We start from the raw sequence: 17,600 nt of genomic DNA on the forward strand, positions 1-17,600 counted from the left end.
CCGGGGAACCCGTAAATCACGCTGTCCAGCGCTGAATGTCACCGCTTTCGCCGATCATGGCCAAACCATGGGCAATCGAGAGCAGCTCGCCACCGGTTTCGATCCGGTCCGCGTCGAAACGACGGGTGAAAAGCTCGCGCACCGCCGGCACGAAGGAGGTGCCGCCGGTGAGGAACACCTTGTCGATTGCCTCGGGCGCGACTTGCGTCTTCTCCAGAACCTCGTCCAGCGCGCCCTCGATCTTAGCGAGGTCGTCGGCGATCCAGTTGTTGAAGTCGCTGCGCTTGACCATTTTGCGGCCGGCCTTGCCGAGCGGCGCGAAGTTGAATTCCGCTTCTTCGGCCGAGGAAAGCGCCATCTTGGTGGCGGAAATCGACTGATAAAGCGGATAACCCTCGTCATGCTCCACGAGATCGATGAAGAGTTCGAGCTTGTCCGGCTCCAGCGCCGAGCGCACCAGCGATTTCAGATCGGTGAATTCCTTCGAGGTCTTGAAGATCGACAGCTGGTTCCAGCGACCGAAATTCACGTAGTAGCCGGAAGGCACGTCCAGCACCTTGTCGAAGCTCTTGAACTTGCTGCCCTTGCCGATTTCCGGCGAAACCAGATTGTCGATCATGCGAAAGTCGAAATGGTCACCGGCGACACCGACGCCGGAATGGCCGATGGGGGTGGCGGAAAGCTTGCCGGCATGGGTCTCGAAGCGGATCAGCGAATAGTCGGTGGTGCCGCCGCCGAAATCCGCCACCAGCACATTGGCGTCCTTCTTCAGGCTCTGGGCGAAATAATAGGCGGCCGCCACCGGCTCGTAGACATAGTGGATTTCCGGAAAACCGGCACGCGTCAGCGCTTCGTTGTAGCGGGAGAGCGCCAGCGTCTCATCCGGATTGCTACCGGCGAAACGCACGGGGCGACCGGCGATGACGGTCGAGACGTCGCTTGGCCACTCTGCGCCCGCATAGGTTTTCAGCTTGCGCAGGAACACGTCCATCAAATCCTCGAAGCTCTGGCGCTTGGCGAAGATCAACGTGCCCTGAAAGAGCGGCGAGGCCGCAAATGTCTTGATCGACTGCAGGAAGCGGCAATCGCCCGCATTGTCGATGAATTGCCTGATGGCTGCGTGGCCCGCTTCCACGTGCAGGGCAGCCGCACCAAGGCCCGAATCCTTCATGAAGGAGAGCGCGGTGCGCATACTGTCATCCGTGCCCGCGCTGCTGGTAAACTGCATGGAGCGGCTTTCGCCGCCGCCGTCGGAAAGAGCCATGACCGTGTTGGTCGTGCCGAAATCGAGGCCCAGTGCCCGCTTTTGCGTCATCGCCATATCCTTGTCGCCGATAGAAATGCTCGCCCGGCCCAAAGGCGGCCCGGCTTGAGAATAAGGGACGCATTTGGCATCCCGATGTCAGAGGAGGGCGGTTGATTGCACAGGCCCGGCAGAATGGCAAGCGCCACTTCTCGGTTTATTAAAACATTAGAATAAAGTAATTTTCCGTTATAAATACAGTTTTGCGATGCAAATTAAATATTTTTTCGCAATCGCAAAGTATAAATAAAGGCTATATCCTCAGGGAGCTTTCTTAATTGTAGCTGTCGCGTTGTAACCCGGAAGTCCAGATGTCCCGCAAGCAGGCATGTTCCGCCCTCCAAGATGTGCCGCCCGGGCCGGAGGTCCTCATTCGCGGCGACGTGGAAATTTTCCATTCCCAGCTTATGAACCTCATGGCGTCATCGCAGCAGGGTTATGCCCTTTTCGATGGCAGCGACGAGTTGCGCTTTGCCAATGCGGCCTTCCGCGAGGCGCTGGGCATGGCTCCGGACGGTTTTCCGAACTGGATGGAGCTGATGCGCGGCGGGTATCGCAGCTCGACAGGAACGGCGGTCGAAACCACCGATTTCGAACTGTGGTTGCGCTCGGCGCGGACAAGGCGCGGCAAGTTGCCTTACCGCACCATCGAAACCAGCCTGAACGATGGACGCTGGATGCTGACGACGGAAACGACGCTGCCGGGCGGCTGGATGTTGTGTGTCGTGACTGATGTTTCCGAGCTTGGCATCCAGTTGCGCGATCTGCGGCAGGAGCGCGACAGGGCGCTGAAATCGGCGCTGAGCGACGAGCTCACTGGCCTCGGCAACCGCCGCTATGCCATGGATATCCTCAACCAGATGCTTGGCCCCAACAAGGCGCAGGCGCTTGCGGTGATCATCATGGATATCGACCATTTCAAGGCGGTGAACGACCGTTTCGGGCATGCCTGCGGCGATCTCGTCCTCAAGGATTTCGCCACCCGGCTTTCCGCCGCGATCGGCCGGGACGATCTGGTGGGGCGGATCGGCGGTGAGGAGTTTCTGCTCGTTCTCAGCGGTTCGCGAATGCTGAGCGCGGAAAGCACCATGCAGAAGCTGCTGGCGACGTTGACCGAGGCATCGCCGCTGAGCGATGTGCCGGATTTCCGTTACAGCTGTTCGGCCGGCATTGCCTTTGCCGATCCCGGTGAGAGCGCGAGCGATGTGCTGCGCCGCGCCGACACGGCACTCTACGAAGCCAAGAATACCGGCAGAAACCGCTTCGTAGTCTACGGAGCGGCCTCTTGACCGCTCCGGCGTCGCACCGGCGTCAGTTCGATTTCGCCGCGCCGCCATCCACCCGCAGCATTGTGCCGGTGATGTAGCTTGCCGGAACCGAGCAGAGGAAAGCTCCGGCGGCGGCGAATTCTTCCACCGTGCCAAGCCTGCCTGCCGGAATGCTCTTGACCGAAGCCTCGCGGATTTCCTCCATGCTTTTACCCAGGCGCTTGGCATTGGCGCCATCCAGCTCGTCGATGCGGTCGGTATGGATGCGGCCGGGCAGAAGAAGGTTGGAGGTGATGCCGAAACAGGCCACTTCGCTCGACAATGTCTTGCTCCAGCCCACCAGCGCCCCACGCAGCGTGTTGGAGAGCGCCAGATTGGGGATGGGTTCGAACACGCCGGAGGAGGCAACGGTCAGGATGCGGCCAAAGCCCTGTTCCTTCATCTGCGGCAGCAGCGCATTGGTGAGCGTGATGACGCGCAGCACCATCGACTGGAAGAAGCTCTCCAGCTTCTCGGTCGTGATCTCCTGCGCAAGACCCGGCGTCGGGCCACCGGTGTTGTTGACGAGAATGTCAATGCCGCCGAGCTTGTCGTTCACGGCCTGAACCATGGCCTCGACGAAATTGTCGTCGCCAAGATCGCCCCGCACCCAGTCGGCCTTGCCCTTGCCGAGTGCATTGATCGTCTTGCAGTTCGCGTCCAGCTTTTCGCTGCTTCTGCCAACGAGAAGAACATTCACGCCTTCATTCGCCAGCGCCGTGGCGATGCCCAGCCCAAGGCCGCGAGAGGAGGCGAGAACGAGGGCGCGTTTGCCGGAAATGCCGAGATCCATGGGTTTTGTCCTGTCTTGTTTGCAGCGTATCAAAGAATCGAAGCGTGACTACAGGCGAAAACCGTCCACAGTTTTCGCTATCCCGCTCCATCTGTGCTGTTTATAGGAAGGCGGCGCCCGCTTTTGAAGGTTAAATACGCGTCATGACCGAACAATCTCTGCTGAAATTCTCAATTGCCATCACGGTTCTTCTGGCCGCGTTCGGCATTGGTGCAGGCCTGTTTTCCGGCTCTTTCGCGGTGGTGTTCGATGGCGTTTATGCCCTGACGGATGCCTTCATGACGGTGCTGGCGCTGCTGGTGGCGCGGCTGATCGCGGCTTCCGCCGCCCCACGGCCCGGTGGAAGGCTGGCAGAGCGTTTCACCATGGGCTTCTGGCATCTGGAGCCGATGGTCCTCGGCCTCAACGGCACGCTTTTGATGGGCGCTGCGATCTATGCCCTGATCAACGCCATCGACAGCCTGATGGACGGCGGCAGATCGATCGAGTTCGATTACGCCATCATCGTCACCTTCGTCAGCTTTGCCATTTCGCTCGTCATGGCATGGTTCGTCAAACGCCAGAACCGCAGACTGAAATCGGCCTTCGTGGCGCTGGACGCCAAAAGCTGGCTGATGAGCGCGCTCCTGAGCGCGGCCCTGTTCCTCGCCTTCGCCATCGGCTACGGGCTGACGGGAACGGCGCATCAGTGGATCGCGCCCTATATCGACCCCGCCGTTCTGGCGCTGGTCTGCCTCATCATCATTCCCATGCCGCTCGGCAATGTGAAGCAGGCGCTCGCCGACATCCTTCTGGTGACGCCTTTTGAATTCAAGCAGCATGTGGACAGGGTAGCGGCCGAAACCGTCGAAAAATTCGGCTTCGCCTCGCACTATTCCTATGTCGCCCGCGTTGGCCGAGGCCGCCAGATCGAACTCTTCTTCATCGTCCCGAAAAACTGGCCACCCCGGCGTCTCGAAGAATGGGACGCGATCCGCGACGAGATCGGCGATGCACTCGGCGGCGAGGGGACGGATCGGTGGCTGACGATTGTGTTTACGACGGATGAGGAATGGGCGGTTTGAACGGGATGTTTGATTTTAGCTGCTTGCGGTACTCATCCTGATTCGCAAGTAGAGGACTCTCGTAATTTTAGACAAAAAGAAATAGGTGCCCGAAAATCGGCGTTCTGAGCATTTTCCCGGTGCTAGTCGTTTCCAGGTAACGGCTGCGGCCTTTAGAACAGGCGACGGCTGATCGAAATGAGCGAAAGCTCAAAGATAGCACACGGGAGACACCAAAATGAGCAATCAGATTGAACGTGCAGAAAAGTTTCGAAGCTTGCACATTCCGGGCGATCCCATCGTCCTTTACAACATCTGGGATGCAGGAAGCGCGATGGCCGTTGCCCGCAGCGGTGCGAAGGCCATTGCAACCGGAAGCTGGTCCGTTGCTGCCGCGCAAGGCTATTCGGATGGTGAGGAGATGCCGCTCGATGACGCACTGGCGGTCGTCGCTCGAATAATGAAATGCATCGATCTGCCTCTCACTGTGGATTTTGAAGGCGGTTATTCGAGTGATGCTGCAACGGTCAGGCGCAACGTAGGTCGTCTACTCACCCTCGGCGTCATCGGATTGAACTTCGAGGATCAGGTGGTGCACGGGACGGGCCTCTATGATGTCGATTATCAGGTGGACCGGCTTCGAGCTATTCGCAGCGCTGCCGAAGACCACCGTGTCCCGGTCTTCATCAATGCGAGAACGGACGTGTTTCTCAAAGCAGATGAGGGCATCGATCATGCGGTCTTGCTGGATGAGGTGCTCGCTCGCGGGGCAGCCTATAAGGCGGCAGGAGCAGATGGTTTTTTCGTGCCCGGGCTAAAAGACAAAAAGCTGATCAAAGAAATATGCGACCGCGCGACTTTACCGGTCAATGTTATGATATCGGGCGACCTGAAAGATATCCGAGAGCTGGCAGACCTTGGTGTGGCCCGGATCAGTTTTGGCCCCACGCCATACATCAAGGTGGCTGGAGACTTGGAAAACAGCGCACGCGTTTTTGCCTGAAAGCAACTCTTGTACTGACCTGATCTCATCATTGCTGAGGTCAAAGTCGGAAGAGCGGCGTTAGCCCGGCTGAGTCGGCCTTGGCGGAAAAACACTTTGCAGCTCGAGTTTTCGGCCGGCCGGATGGCTGGGAGTGCGAGCTGCAATGAACGGCGGGAAGCGTCCTGACCGCCCTAGCGACTTGGGCTCGGTGCAATCCTTGGAATTGGCAATCCTTTGCCATCAAATAATGACAAACCTTGACGCCCACCCACTCAACTCCTATTCTCAATCTTACGTGCACGTAAAAGTAATAAAATACTCATCAGGTTGTCTGACAATTGAGTGGCGTGCGACATGTTTTGCCGCTATGGAAGCTCGACAAAGCCGTCGTGCTTTGCGAAGACAGGCTAGGGCGAATGTGTTGTCGCAGACTGGCTTTTCGGCCAGTGCAGGCAACACGGTGCGAATGCCGGAAGCGGATATAACAACAGCCGGATGGGACCGGCGAGGTGAGAGGACAAGATGACGGAAGCGATGGAACTGCCGGAACGCGAAGCGATGGAATTCGACGTTGTGATCGTCGGTGCGGGTCCTGCGGGCCTTGCCGCCGCGATCCGTCTGAAGCAGGTCGAGCCGGAGCTTTCGGTCGTCGTTCTGGAAAAGGGTGCTGAAGTCGGCGCGCATATTCTCTCAGGTGCCGTGGTTGATCCCATCGGCATCGACCGGCTTCTGCCCGGCTGGCGTGAGGAAGAGGGGCATCCCTTCAAGACCGAGGTCAAGGACGACCAGTTCATGTTCTTAGGCCCTGCGGGCTCCATCCGTCTGCCGAACTTCATGATGCCGCCGCTCATGAACAATCACGGCAATTACATCGTCTCGCTTGGGCTGGTCTGTCGCTGGCTGGCGGAAAAGGCGGAAGCGCTCGGCGTCGAGATCTATCCGGGCTTTGCCGCCACCGAAGTGCTTTATAATGAAGAAGGCGCAGTGATCGGTGTCGCCACCGGCGATATGGGCATCGAGAAGAACGGTGAACCCGGCCCCGCCTTCACGCGCGGCATGGAGCTGCATGGCAAATATGTGCTGATCGGCGAAGGTGTGCGCGGTTCGCTCGCCAAGCAGCTGATTTCCAGGTTTGACCTTTCGAAAGATCGCGAACCGCAGAAATTCGGCATCGGCATCAAGGAACTCTGGCAGGTCAAGCCGGAACACCACAAACAGGGCCTCGTGCAGCACTCCTTCGGCTGGCCGCTCGGTTTCAAGACCGGCGGCGGCTCGTTCCTCTATCATCTGGAGGACAATCTCGTTGCCGTCGGCTTCGTGGTGCATCTCAATTACAAGAACCCCTATCTTTATCCTTTCGAGGAATTTCAGCGCTTCAAGACGCATCCTGCCATCCGCGACACTTTCGAGGGCGGCAAGCGCATTTCCTATGGCGCGCGCGCGATTACCGAGGGCGGTTACCAGTCGGTGCCGAAGCTGACTTTCCCCGGCGGCGCGCTGATCGGCTGTTCGGCCGGTTTCGTCAATGTGCCGCGCATCAAGGGCAGCCATAATGCGGTGTTGTCGGGCATGCTGGCGGCGGAAAAGATCGCCGCGGCTATTTCCGCCGGTCGCGCCCATGATGAGGTGGCCGAGATCGAGGCGGAATGGCGCGACGGCGATATCGGCAAGGACCTGAAGCGTGTGCGCAACGTCAAGCCGCTGTGGTCGAAGTTCGGCACGCTTGTTGGCGTCGGCCTTGGCGGTCTCGACATGTGGACCAACCAGCTGTTCGGTTTCTCCGTTTTCGGCACGCTGAAACACGGCAAGACGGATGCGCAGAGCCTTGAGCCGGCCTCCAAACACAAGCCCATCGCCTATCCGAAACCGGACGGTGTTCTGACCTTCGACCGACTGTCATCGGTGTTCCTGTCCTCCACCAACCATGAGGAAGACCAGCCGGTGCATCTTCAGGTGAAGGATATGGACTTGCAGAAGCGTTCCGAACACGACGTCTATGCCGGTCCTTCGACGCGTTATTGTCCTGCCGGCGTTTATGAGTGGGTGGAGAAGGACGGTGAGGAGGTCTACGTGATCAACGCGCAGAACTGCGTGCATTGTAAGACCTGCGATATCAAGGACCCCAACCAGAACATCAACTGGGTGCCGCCGCAGGGTGGCGAAGGGCCGGTTTACGCCAATATGTGATCGTGGTGTTGGTCTGCCGGCAACCTTCGTCTTGCCCGGGCTTGCCCCGGGCATCTGCAACCGATTGATTTCACGATACGTGGTTGGATCCTCGGGACAAGCGAAAGGATGACGTCGCGTGCGCGAGGCGTCGAAAGTCTCGTCCCCCCTAGTATTTGTGGATTGCCCTTCGATTTCTTACATATAGGATGTTGGGGTGTTGTAGCTTTGCATGGTCCATGGATTGTGGGTCAGGAATGCGGTAACGCCTTGAATGTGCATATGTTGCGTTTGGGCCGTCGCCCGGCGGCAGGAGTGATGGAATGTCCGGCTTTCAGAGGCTGAATATCGTGCGGAATACAAGGATCGTCGCCGGTCTGGCGGCAGGTATGGTAGTTGCCGTTTCGCTCAGTGGCAGCCCGCTGATGGCCGCCAGCTGCCGCGCCGACGCCATGGCCGGCATCGACTGGCGCGAATGCAACAAGCGCCTCCTGATGCTGGGCGGCAGCAACCTCGATTCGGCGATGCTTTACGGCACGGATTTCACTTATACGGATTTGCGCGGCTCCTCGCTGAAGGGCGCCAATCTTGAAAAGGCGAAACTCATCCGGACGGCTCTTGGAGAGGCGAACCTGCAGGGCGCCAACCTGACGAAGGTGGAAGCCTACCGCAGTGACTTTTCCGCCGCCGACGCCACCAGCGCAAAATTCATCAATGCGGAAATGCAGCGGACCAATTTCAACAAGGCCAAACTGGACGGCGCGGATTTTACCAAGGCTGAGCTCGGGCGTGCCGAGTTTCAAGATGCCAGCCTGTCCGGCTCGAAATTTTCGCTGACCAACCTGTCGCGTGCCAGCTTCCAGGGCGCAAAGCTCGGCGGCGCGGTGGATTTTGCCAACGCCTTCCTGCTGTTGACCCGCATAGAGGGGGTCGATCTTTCCGCCGCCACCGGCCTTGAGCAGAAACAGATCGACATCGCCTGCGGCGACGCCAAGACAAAACTGCCGAGCGGCCTGACGACGCCTGCCGCATGGCCATGCCCGGAAGATCCGGAAGACGATTGACCGGGAAGGGCGCGCTTTATCAGGCGCGCACCTCCCACTTCGTGTGACGTGTAGATCAAAAGCCCGAAAGCACGATCTTGCCCTTGGCCGTGTTGCTTTCAATCAAGGCGTGGGCCTTGATGAGGTTTGCGGCGTTGATGGTGCCGAAAACCTCGGTCAACGTCGTCTTGATCTTGCCGGCATCAACCAGTTCCGCAACGTGATTGAGCAGCTTGTGCTGTTCGATCATGTCAGGCGTCTGGAAAACCGCGCGGGCGAACATCATTTCCCAATGGATTGAAACGCATTTGCGCTTGAACGCCATGGCGTCGAAACCGCCGGCCGGATCGTCGATCAGCGCAAAACGGCCCTGCGGCGCAATGGTCGCCACGCTGTCTGCAGCGTGAATGTCGCTATGGGTGGTCGAGAATACGAAGCCCGGTGCACCAAGGCCAAGCGCTTCCACCTGCGGGGCAATCGGCTTGCTGTGATCGACGACATGATGCGCGCCGAGGTCTTTGGCCCATTGCATCGTTTCCGGCCGCGAAGCCGTGGCAATGACGGTGAGATCGGTCAGTGCGCGCAGAAGCTGGATGGCAATCGAGCCGACGCCGCCGGCGCCACCGATCACCAGAACGGCATTTGCCGCACCCGGAACGGGCTCTGTCACCCGCAGCCGGTCGAACAGCGTCTCGTAGGCCGTGATCGCGGTCAGCGGCAGTGCCGCTGCTTCCTCGAAATTCAGCGACTTGGGTTTGGCGCCGACGATGCGCTCATCGACCAGATGGAATTCGCTGTTGGAGCCGGGGCGGTTGATGACACCAGCGTAAAACACCTCGTCGCCGGGCTTGAACAGCGATACCTTGTCGCCGACGGCTTTCACCACGCCCGCCGCATCGAAGCCCAGCACGCGGGCAGCACCGTTTTCCGGCGCCTGGTTGCGGCGAACCTTGGTGTCAACAGGATTGACCGAAACGGCCTTCACCTCCACCAGAATATCATGCCCCGTCGCCTCCGGCTGCGGCAGGTCGAGGTCGATAAGGGCATCCGTTGCGGTGATGGGCTGGCCCGTCTTGTAACCGATGGCGCGCATGAACAGTCTCCTTTGCTTGTTTGCGTGCCTCTTACTTGATACATATGAACATCGATCGCAAGAATGCACATTTTGTGATGATACATACAAAAAGGATACTGTGATGTCGCGACCGCGCGCCAAGCTTACCGGCAATTTTCCGGGCTGCCCGGTGGAGTCTGCCTTGAGTTTTCTCGACGGCAAATGGAAAGGCGTGATCCTCTATCACCTCATCAACGAGGGCACCCTGCGCTTCAACGAGTTGCGCCGCCACATTCCAAGCATCACCCAGCGCATGCTCACCAAGCAGCTGCGGGAACTGGAAGAGGCGGGCCTGATTTCGCGCACCGTCTTCCCGGTGGTGCCGCCGCGCGTGGACTATGCGCTGACGCCACTTGGCGAAACCATGAAGCCGGTGATCTCGGCGCTGAAAAGCTGGGGCGACGCCCATGTTGTGTGCAAGAACGGCGCGAAATACACCCTTCATCCTGAGGCTGCGGAGAAAGCAGCCTGAAAAATAACGGGTAAAACCAAGCCCTCCCGCACTTCTTTTTCATGGTGCGATGCAACACGGATTTGCCCGGTTTGATGCATAATGCTGCGAATTCGATTCGCAGCAGGGACACCAAATCACATGAGCATCGGTTGGTTGGAGGCCGGATTTCTCGGCCTTTTGCAAGGACTTACGGAATTTCTTCCGGTTTCTTCAAGCGCGCATCTGAGGATAGCCGGGGAGTTTCTGCCCTCCGGTGCGGATCCGGGCGCCGCCTTCACGGCGATTACGCAGATCGGCACGGAAGCTGCGGTGCTGGTCTATTTCTGGTCCGATATCATGCGGATCGCCGCCGCCTGGCTCCGGCAGAACCTTCGCCTCGGACCCTATGACAAGTCTGATGCGCGGCTTGGCTGGCTGATCATCGTCGGCTCGGTGCCGATCGTGCTGCTCGGCCTGTTCTTTAAGGATGCCATCGAGCATTCGCTGCGCAATCTCTATATCACCGCCGTAATGCTGATTGTCTTCGGCATCATTCTCGGCGTCGCCGACAGTATCGGCAAGAAGCGCTACAAGCTGAACCAGCTGATCTGGCGTGATGGCATCCTGTTCGGTTTCGCGCAGGCTATGGCGCTCATCCCCGGCGTCTCGCGCTCGGGCGGCACCATCAGCGCCGGCCTGCTGTTAGGCTACACGCGCGAGGCGGCCGCACGATATTCCTTCCTGCTCGCCGTTCCCGCCGTGTTCGGTTCCGGTTTCTACCAGCTGTTCAAAAGCATCGGCGAGGAGAACCCTGTAGGCTGGGGCCAGACGGGGCTTGCAACCCTGATCGCCTTCGTCGTCGGTTACGCCGTGATCGTTGTCTTCCTCAAGCTGGTCTCCACCAAGAGCTACATGCCCTTCGTCTGGTACCGGGTGGTCATCGGCGTCATTCTTTTGGGACTTCTCGGAACGGGCGTTATCAGCGCCGGCGGTTGAGGGGTGGTTGCCCTGTCGAAAACGCTGCAAATGAAAAGGCCCGCTCTTTCGAGCGGGCCTTTTGTGTTTCAGAGCAGCGTGCCGCTGAGGATAACCAGCGCCACCGAGAAGTAGATGACGAGGCCGCTGACATCCACCAGCGTGGCGACGAACGGCGCAGATGCGCTGGCTGGATCCAGCCGCAGACGCTGCAGCAGGAATGGCAGCATGGAGCCGGCCAGCGAGCCGAAGGTGACGATGCCGACGAGTGCGGCAAAGACGGTGGCGCCCACCAGCAGCCAGTGGTCGCCATAATCATAAAAGCCTGCCTGCTGCCAGATGGTCAGACGCAGGAAGCCGATGGCGCCGAGAATGCAGCCGAGCGTCAGGCCCGTCGGGATTTCCCGCAGCAGCACCCGCCACCAGTCCGAAAGCTTCAGTTCGCCGAGCGCCAGCGCCCGGATGATGAGCGAGGTGGCCTGCGAACCGGAGTTGCCGCCTGATGACATGATAAGCGGAATGAACAGCGTCAGCACGACGGCTTTTTCCAGCTCGCCTTCAAAATGCTGCATGGCGCTTGCCGTCAGCATTTCACCCAGGAACAGGGCAGCCAGCCAGCCTGCGCGCTTGCGGATCATGTCCGGAAAACCCATTGCCATATAGGGCTTGCCGAGTGCTTCCATACCACCGAACTTGTGGGCGTCTTCCGTGGTGTCGGCGATCATGGTGTCGATCACGTCGTCGACCGTGACGATGCCGAGAATGTGCGAATGATCGTCAACGACGGGAAGCGCCAGAAGGTCGTGTTTGCGGATGAGCCGGGCAACATCCTCCTGCGACATCAAGGGGCTGGCACAGACGATGCCTTCCTTCGATGCGACGGAGAGAATGGAGGCGCCGGCCTCGCCGGTCAGAAGGCGACGCAGCGTCACGACGGTGGACAGCGTTCCGTCCTGCGCCAGCACATAGATGGCATAGACCGTTTCACGCGACCGCTCGACGACGCGGATGTGCGAAAGGGTCTGTTCCACCGTCCAGCTATCCGGCACGCTGACGAATTCCGTGGTCATGATCGAGCCGGCGGTGCGCGGCGGATAACCCATCAGATGTTTGATGGAGAGCGCGGTCGTGCGATCCAGCCGGGAAAACAGCTTTGCGCGCGGCTCTTCGTCCATTTCCGCCATGACGTCGGCAACGCGGTCGTCTGACATCAGGTTGACGAAGCGGGCGGCCTGATCAAGCGGAATGCCGGCAATGATGGCGGCTGCGTCATGCAGTTCCGGCCGGTCGAGAATGGCGACAGCCTTTGCCTGCGGCATGGCGAGCAGGGCGGCGACTGCCTCATGCGTATCGAGTGTGTTGAGGTGCTCGACGCGTTCTGCAATGGTGGTGGAACCGGCATTTCCGCTGCGGAGAATACGTGCGGCCTTGCTGGCTCTCTGGGAGAGGGTGTGGAAGTTCATGATTGCTCACCTTTCCGTCGATTCGCCGATTACGACGAACGCGGTGGTGAGCCGACAGGTGCCGGATCAGTTCCCGTTCGCCGCTTTCGGCAAAGGCAATCGACTACTACTGTCGCTAGACATCAAATGATGCTCCGTTAAAATCCGCGCTGTGCCGGGTCACGGCCTGCGCGTAACGCCGTGTTGCGCCCGAAACCAAAAAGAGTCAAGCGAGCCGATCGTGAAATTTCCGTAAGGTTTATTGCAGGTGCCGGAACGGGTGTTCCAGCCGCTGAAAAACCGGCTTTCAGCCGGCTTTTGCGCGCCGTTCGACGGTGACGGACACAAGGAAAACGCCAAGCCCGAGAAGCGAAAGAACAGCGCCCACATAACCGGTGGAGGCATATCCATAGCCCATGGCGATGACCATGCCGCCAAGCCATGCGCCGAGCGCGTTGGCGATGTTGAAGGCGGAGTGGTTGGAGGCAGCCGCAAGCGTCTGCGCATCCGCTGCCACATCCATCAGCCGCGTCTGCACGGCGGGGCAGGCGGCAAAACCGCAGCCGATCAGGAAGACGCAGAGACACATCATGAATGGGTCATGCGCCGTCATGCCGAACACGGCCATGACCACCACGTTAAAGGCGAGCATGCCGCCGATCGTGCCGTTGAGCGAGATATCGGCCAGCCGCGAGCCGACCACATTGCCGACATTCATGCCGATGCCGAAGAGGGCGAGGACCATGGAGACGGTGGAAACCGGCATCATCGCGACATCGGTGGTGGTCTTGGCGATATAGCTGAAAACCGAGAACATGCCGCCGAAACCGACCGATGCGATGGCGAGCGTCAGCCACACCTGCACGCGGCGGAAAGCCCCGAGTTCACGCCAAACGCTGGCACCTTCCTCTACCCTGTCGCGCGGCTGGAACAGCCACAGCAGGGCGACTGTCAACAGCCCGATGCCGCCCACCAGCATGAAGGCTGCGCGCCAGGAAAGCACCTGCCCGAAGAAAGTGGCAAGCGGCGTTCCAAGCAGCGTGGCGATGGTGAGGCCGAGCATGACGCGGCCAACGGCGCGGGCACGTTTGTGGATTGGCGCCATGGAGGCGGCCACCAGCGCTGCAACGCCGAAATAGGCGCCGTGCGGCAGGCCGGTGATGAAGCGCAGCACGGTGAAGCTCAGGAAATCAGGTGCGACGGCGCTCAAGATATTGCCGAGTGCGAAAAGTCCCATGAGCCCGAGAAGCAGGGTGCGCCGCGTCATGCGTGCAGCCAGCACCGCGATGATGGGAGCGCCGATGACGACACCCAGCGCATAGGCCGTGATGACGTAACCTGCCTGGGGCACCGTGACGCCATAGGTCGTTGCGACGTCAGGCAGCAGGCCCATGATGGCGAATTCGCCGGTGCCGATGCCGAAACCGCCTGCGGCAAGCGCCAGTTCGATGAGTGCGACGGCAAAAGGCGTCAGTGCCACGGCAGGCCTTGCCGCAACAACGGTTTCACTCTCCGCCTCGAGGCGGGCTTCCGACAAATTCGAATGGCTCATTGCGACCTGAAAAGGGGGAGGACCCCACAGAAAAAAGGGCAAGACCGTATGGGAACGGCCTGCCCTGACTGGAGATGCGCGGTCATGAAAATGACCTTAAGTGATATCTAACATGAAATGATGCATTGCGGTAGAGCGATTCTCGGCAAAAGAGCATCTTCACGCGATGGTGTTTGGAACCCTATATAACCCCAAGCATTTACGCGCGGCTGCCTCACAGGATCAGGTTGGAAATATGAAGCTCATTGCAATTTTCAATCGTGACGGCGGCACCTTCCGCACCACGGATATGGATGCCTACTGCGACCACGCCCGCGAGGTCTTCTCCCGCGCCGGCCACACAATCGACTGCCGCGTGGTCTCCGGCAAGGAAGTCGTCGAGGAGATGGAACGCGCCGCCGATGAGCCTGATATCAAAGGCATCATTGCCGGCGGTGGTGATGGAACGATTTCGGCCGCTGCCGGTATCGCCTGGAAACACGGCATCGCGCTCGGTATCGTACCGGCCGGCACCATGAACCTGTTCGCCCGCTCGCTGAAGCTGCCGCTCGATATCCGCCAGGTCCTGGAGACACTGGCGAATGGCGAGATCGCCAATGTCGATATCGCCAGCGCCAACGGCCGTCTTTTCGTCCACCAGTTTTCCGCAGGCCTGCATTCGCGCATGGTGCGCTATCGCAACAATCTCGCCTTCGCCTCCCGCCTTGGCAAGATCAAGGCAAGCGTCCGCGCCGCCATCAGCGTCATTCTCAATCCGCCGGTCTTCGAGGTGGAATATACGGTCAATGGCAAGACGCAGCGCCGCAAGGTGTCAGCAATTTCCGTCTCCAACAATGAATTCGGGCAGAACTCGCTTCTGGTCGCGGATAATGTCTCGGGCGGCCATCTCGGCTTCTATCTCACCGATCCCCTGCGCCCCTCGGGCGTCGCAAGGCTCGCTTTCGACATCCTGCGCGGCAAGCTGAAGGAAAACGCTGCGGTAACGGCCACGACCGTCACGGGTGTGGAACTTCATTTCCCCAAGAAGCGCCATGACGTGCGCTGCGTCATCGATGGCGAATTGCTGCCGATGGAGCGCGACGTGGCACTTGAAGTCCATGCCGGCGAATTGAAGGTGCTGGTGGGGCGAGGGGTCTTGGCGTAGCGCACCACCTCCATAACGGTGCAATCGAACCTGCTTCAAGATAGCGGCGCATTCTTCTCCCCGGCGGGGAGTAGAAACAAGCGGCAAGGCCGACCCATCGTCTCGACCCCCCAAAAAACGCCAGTCTTGCCAAATCGAAGCCGCCCGGCCATGTTCGGTTGGGTGCGGCTCCGGAAGGCGCCGTCGTCTTTGCGGGAGTGCGATCTGTCATGAATGAAGTCTCCAAGCCGGTGTCCAACCTTGCCGCCATCGATGCCGCCCATCACCTGCATCCCTTTTCCGATATGGGTAAGCTGAACGCGAGCGGCACCCGCATCATCGAGCGTGCAGAAGGCGTCTTCATCTATGACAGCACCGGCAAGAAGTATCTCGACGCCTTTGCCGGACTGTGGTGCGTCAATATCGGTTACGGACGCCGCGAGATCGCCGATGTCGTGCAGCGCCAGATGAACGAACTGCCCTATTACAACGCCTTTTTCGGCACTACGACACCATCAGCCACACTTCTGGCTCAGAAGATCGCTTCCCGTGCCGGGCCGAAGATGAACCATGTGTTCTTCACCAATTCCGGTTCGGAAGCCACCGACACCTGGTTTCGCATGGCACGGGTCTACTGGAAGGCGCTCGGCCATCCGACGAAGACCAAGGTGATCGCTCGCCGCAACGGCTATCACGGCTCTACGGTCGCCGGCGCTTCGCTCGGCGGCATGAAGTGGATGCACGAGCAGGGCAATCTGCCGATCGAGGGTGTCGCCCATATCGGCCAACCCTATTGGTATGCGGAAGGCGGCGATCTCTCACCCGCGGAATTCGGCCTGAAGGTGGCCCGCGAACTGGAAGCGAAGATAGACGAGCTCGGTGAAGAGAATGTCGCGGCTTTCGTAGCGGAACCCATTCAGGGCGCCGGTGGGGTCATTGTGCCGCCGGAAACCTACTGGCCGGAAATCGCCCGCATCTGCAAGGCGCGCAACATTCTGCTGGTGTCCGACGAGGTGATCTGCGGTTTCGGCCGCCTCGGTTCCTGGTTCGGCTACCAGCATTTCGGCGTGGAGCCGGACCTCGCGCCCGTCGCCAAGGGCCTGTCATCCGGTTATCTGCCGATTGGCGGCGTCCTCGTTTCCGACCGCGTGGCGGATGTGATGTTGTCCGAGGTCGGTGATTTCAACCATGGCTTCACCTATTCCGGCCACCCCGTCTGCGCCGCGGCTGCTCTGGAAAATATTCGTATCATCGAGGATGAGGGGCTGGTGGAACGGGTGCGGGATGATATCGGCCCTTATTTTTCGCAAGGCTGGAAAAGCCTCACCGACCACGAGTTGGTGGGTGAGGCAGTGAATGTCGGCCTCATGGGTGGCCTGCAGCTTGCGGCCGACAAGGCGACCCGCAGGCGTTTTGCCAAGCCGGATGACATCGGCACCGCCGTGCGCAACCATTGCCTGGCAAACGGCCTCGTCATGCGTGCCACCGGCGACCGCATGCTGGCCTCACCGGCGCTGACGATCAGCCGCTCGGAGGTGGACCAGATCATCGAGACTCTGCGCAAGGGGCTCGATCACCTGCGCGATACACCAGAGCATTTCCAATAAAAGCGCGTAGTTGTTTTACGTGCGGGAAATGCGACAAAAAACTCTAAGGGAGAAATGAAATGGCAGGACAGGAACATCACTATGCCGTTCAGGTGAAGTGGACCGGCAATCGCGGCAAGGGTACCTCGGGATACCGTGACTATGAACGCGACTACACGATTTCCACGTCCGGGAAAGCGGATATCGTCGGCTCTTCAGATCCCGCCTTTCGCGGCGATGCCTCCCGCTGGAACCCGGAAGACCTTCTGGTTGCCTCGCTCTCGGCCTGCCACAAGCTATGGTACCTGCATTTCTGCTCCGTCAACGGCATCATCGTTGAAGACTATGTCGACAATGCCGAGGGCACGCTGGTGATGGAAAAGGACGGCGCCGGGCAATTCAGCGAGGTGGTGTTGAAACCGGTCATCACCATCTCGAAGGGTGATCTTGCGCGGGCTGATGAGCTGCACCACGATGCCCACGACAAATGCTTCATCGCCCGGTCGGTGAATTTTCCCGTGCGTGTGGAGGGGACGGTGAAGGTGGTTTGAGACGGATGTAGTTGCTTCCCCAGCGCGCGTAGCGGATTATTTTGCTCGGCCCAAATTCAACGTCATCCTCGGGCTTGACCCGAGGATCCATAGTCGACCGGTGGTGGATCCTCGGGTCAAGCCGGAGGATAACGACGGAGAGGTTTCCAGCCTTTGCAGCGCCTCAAGGTGTCTGAGCAACATC

Annotated in this window: 15 protein-coding genes; 10 read left to right on the top strand and 5 right to left on the bottom strand. The window is 59.6% G+C overall.

The genetic code is table 11. From position 1 onward, the window contains the following. Positions 1-16 precede the first annotated feature (16 nt). Positions 17-1,315, bottom strand: coding sequence for an Hsp70 family protein (locus ACZ5A6_RS03440; protein ID WP_003512167.1), 1,299 nt, complete (start codon positions 1,313-1,315; stop codon positions 17-19). Between the two features lie 299 nt (positions 1,316-1,614). Here ACZ5A6_RS03440 and ACZ5A6_RS03445 point away from each other — a divergent pair, with 299 nt between their 5' ends. Continuing rightward, entirely contained in the window at positions 1,615-2,592 is a 978-nt protein-coding gene (locus ACZ5A6_RS03445) for a sensor domain-containing diguanylate cyclase (protein ID WP_038490403.1), read from the top strand. A gap of 22 nt (positions 2,593-2,614) precedes the next feature. Here the strand turns inward: ACZ5A6_RS03445 and ACZ5A6_RS03450 are convergent, their stop codons facing one another. Further along, complete coding sequence (locus ACZ5A6_RS03450) at positions 2,615-3,403, bottom strand: SDR family oxidoreductase (RefSeq protein WP_174061516.1); 789 nt, start codon at positions 3,401-3,403, stop codon at positions 2,615-2,617. A 143-nt stretch (positions 3,404-3,546) separates the two neighbouring features. Here ACZ5A6_RS03450 and ACZ5A6_RS03455 point away from each other — a divergent pair, with 143 nt between their 5' ends. The 4 genes from ACZ5A6_RS03455 (at position 3,547) to ACZ5A6_RS03470 (ending at position 8,661) form a co-directional block, all read left to right on the top strand. Next, positions 3,547-4,467, top strand: coding sequence for a cation diffusion facilitator family transporter (locus ACZ5A6_RS03455; protein ID WP_115063930.1), 921 nt, complete (start codon positions 3,547-3,549; stop codon positions 4,465-4,467). Between the two features lie 217 nt (positions 4,468-4,684). Then, positions 4,685-5,449, top strand: a complete 765-nt coding sequence (locus tag ACZ5A6_RS03460; RefSeq protein ID WP_003512171.1) for an isocitrate lyase/PEP mutase family protein — start codon at positions 4,685-4,687, stop codon at positions 5,447-5,449. A gap of 504 nt (positions 5,450-5,953) precedes the next feature. Then, a complete protein-coding gene (locus tag ACZ5A6_RS03465) occupies positions 5,954-7,618 on the top strand; it encodes an electron transfer flavoprotein-ubiquinone oxidoreductase (protein ID WP_003512172.1) in 1,665 nt (554 codons plus the stop codon). A 302-nt stretch (positions 7,619-7,920) separates the two neighbouring features. Continuing rightward, complete coding sequence (locus ACZ5A6_RS03470) at positions 7,921-8,661, top strand: pentapeptide repeat-containing protein (protein ID WP_013635767.1); 741 nt, start codon at positions 7,921-7,923, stop codon at positions 8,659-8,661. Positions 8,662-8,716: 55 nt separating this feature from the next. Here ACZ5A6_RS03470 and ACZ5A6_RS03475 read toward each other — a convergent pair whose 3' ends face one another. Beyond that, positions 8,717-9,733, bottom strand: a complete 1,017-nt coding sequence (locus ACZ5A6_RS03475; protein WP_174061515.1) for a zinc-binding alcohol dehydrogenase family protein — start codon at positions 9,731-9,733, stop codon at positions 8,717-8,719. A gap of 103 nt (positions 9,734-9,836) precedes the next feature. On the opposite strand from ACZ5A6_RS03475, the gene ACZ5A6_RS03480 reads away from it, so the two are divergent. Then, a complete protein-coding gene (locus ACZ5A6_RS03480) occupies positions 9,837-10,226 on the top strand; it encodes a winged helix-turn-helix transcriptional regulator (protein WP_174049287.1) in 390 nt (129 codons plus the stop codon). A 120-nt stretch (positions 10,227-10,346) separates the two neighbouring features. Further along, positions 10,347-11,183: an undecaprenyl-diphosphate phosphatase gene (locus ACZ5A6_RS03485; RefSeq protein WP_174061514.1), complete on the top strand. Its 837-nt coding sequence runs from the start codon at positions 10,347-10,349 to the stop codon at positions 11,181-11,183. 68 nt (positions 11,184-11,251) lie between these two features. Here ACZ5A6_RS03485 and mgtE read toward each other — a convergent pair whose 3' ends face one another. Together mgtE and ACZ5A6_RS03495 are read right to left on the bottom strand one after the other, a co-directional pair. Continuing rightward, on the bottom strand, positions 11,252-12,625 hold the full coding sequence (mgtE, locus tag ACZ5A6_RS03490) for a magnesium transporter (RefSeq protein ID WP_174061513.1): 1,374 nt from the start codon (positions 12,623-12,625) through the stop codon (positions 11,252-11,254). A 286-nt stretch (positions 12,626-12,911) separates the two neighbouring features. Beyond that, positions 12,912-14,156: an MFS transporter gene (locus ACZ5A6_RS03495; protein ID WP_112155278.1), complete on the bottom strand. Its 1,245-nt coding sequence runs from the start codon at positions 14,154-14,156 to the stop codon at positions 12,912-12,914. 235 nt (positions 14,157-14,391) lie between these two features. On the opposite strand from ACZ5A6_RS03495, the gene ACZ5A6_RS03500 reads away from it, so the two are divergent. From ACZ5A6_RS03500 to ACZ5A6_RS03510, 3 genes are all read left to right on the top strand, one after another. Further along, positions 14,392-15,300 (top strand): diacylglycerol/lipid kinase family protein, encoded by a 909-nt coding sequence (locus tag ACZ5A6_RS03500; RefSeq protein WP_174061512.1) that lies wholly within the window; start codon positions 14,392-14,394, stop codon positions 15,298-15,300. A gap of 209 nt (positions 15,301-15,509) precedes the next feature. After that, entirely contained in the window at positions 15,510-16,886 is a 1,377-nt protein-coding gene (locus tag ACZ5A6_RS03505) for an aspartate aminotransferase family protein (RefSeq protein WP_174061511.1), read from the top strand. A 59-nt stretch (positions 16,887-16,945) separates the two neighbouring features. Next, entirely contained in the window at positions 16,946-17,416 is a 471-nt protein-coding gene (locus ACZ5A6_RS03510) for an OsmC family protein (RefSeq protein WP_038490422.1), read from the top strand. Positions 17,417-17,600 lie beyond the last annotated feature (184 nt).

The sequence above is a fragment of the Agrobacterium sp. 6Ca8 genome, from assembly GCF_055382765.1.

Coding starts and splice junctions, on each gene's coding strand:
- ACZ5A6_RS03445 (WP_038490403.1), top strand. CDS start 1,615: ATGTCCCGCAAGCAGGCATGTTCCGCCCTCCAAGATGTGCCGCCCGGG.
- ACZ5A6_RS03480 (WP_174049287.1), top strand. CDS start 9,837: ATGTCGCGACCGCGCGCCAAGCTTACCGGCAATTTTCCGGGCTGCCCG.
- ACZ5A6_RS03460 (WP_003512171.1), top strand. CDS start 4,685: ATGAGCAATCAGATTGAACGTGCAGAAAAGTTTCGAAGCTTGCACATT.
- mgtE (WP_174061513.1), bottom strand. CDS start 12,625: ATGAACTTCCACACCCTCTCCCAGAGAGCCAGCAAGGCCGCACGTATT.
- ACZ5A6_RS03510 (WP_038490422.1), top strand. CDS start 16,946: ATGGCAGGACAGGAACATCACTATGCCGTTCAGGTGAAGTGGACCGGC.
- ACZ5A6_RS03505 (WP_174061511.1), top strand. CDS start 15,510: ATGAATGAAGTCTCCAAGCCGGTGTCCAACCTTGCCGCCATCGATGCC.
- ACZ5A6_RS03440 (WP_003512167.1), bottom strand. CDS start 1,315: ATGACGCAAAAGCGGGCACTGGGCCTCGATTTCGGCACGACCAACACG.
- ACZ5A6_RS03475 (WP_174061515.1), bottom strand. CDS start 9,733: ATGCGCGCCATCGGTTACAAGACGGGCCAGCCCATCACCGCAACGGAT.
- ACZ5A6_RS03465 (WP_003512172.1), top strand. CDS start 5,954: ATGACGGAAGCGATGGAACTGCCGGAACGCGAAGCGATGGAATTCGAC.
- ACZ5A6_RS03500 (WP_174061512.1), top strand. CDS start 14,392: ATGAAGCTCATTGCAATTTTCAATCGTGACGGCGGCACCTTCCGCACC.
- ACZ5A6_RS03455 (WP_115063930.1), top strand. CDS start 3,547: ATGACCGAACAATCTCTGCTGAAATTCTCAATTGCCATCACGGTTCTT.
- ACZ5A6_RS03470 (WP_013635767.1), top strand. CDS start 7,921: ATGTCCGGCTTTCAGAGGCTGAATATCGTGCGGAATACAAGGATCGTC.
- ACZ5A6_RS03495 (WP_112155278.1), bottom strand. CDS start 14,156: ATGAGCCATTCGAATTTGTCGGAAGCCCGCCTCGAGGCGGAGAGTGAA.
- ACZ5A6_RS03485 (WP_174061514.1), top strand. CDS start 10,347: ATGAGCATCGGTTGGTTGGAGGCCGGATTTCTCGGCCTTTTGCAAGGA.
- ACZ5A6_RS03450 (WP_174061516.1), bottom strand. CDS start 3,403: ATGGATCTCGGCATTTCCGGCAAACGCGCCCTCGTTCTCGCCTCCTCT.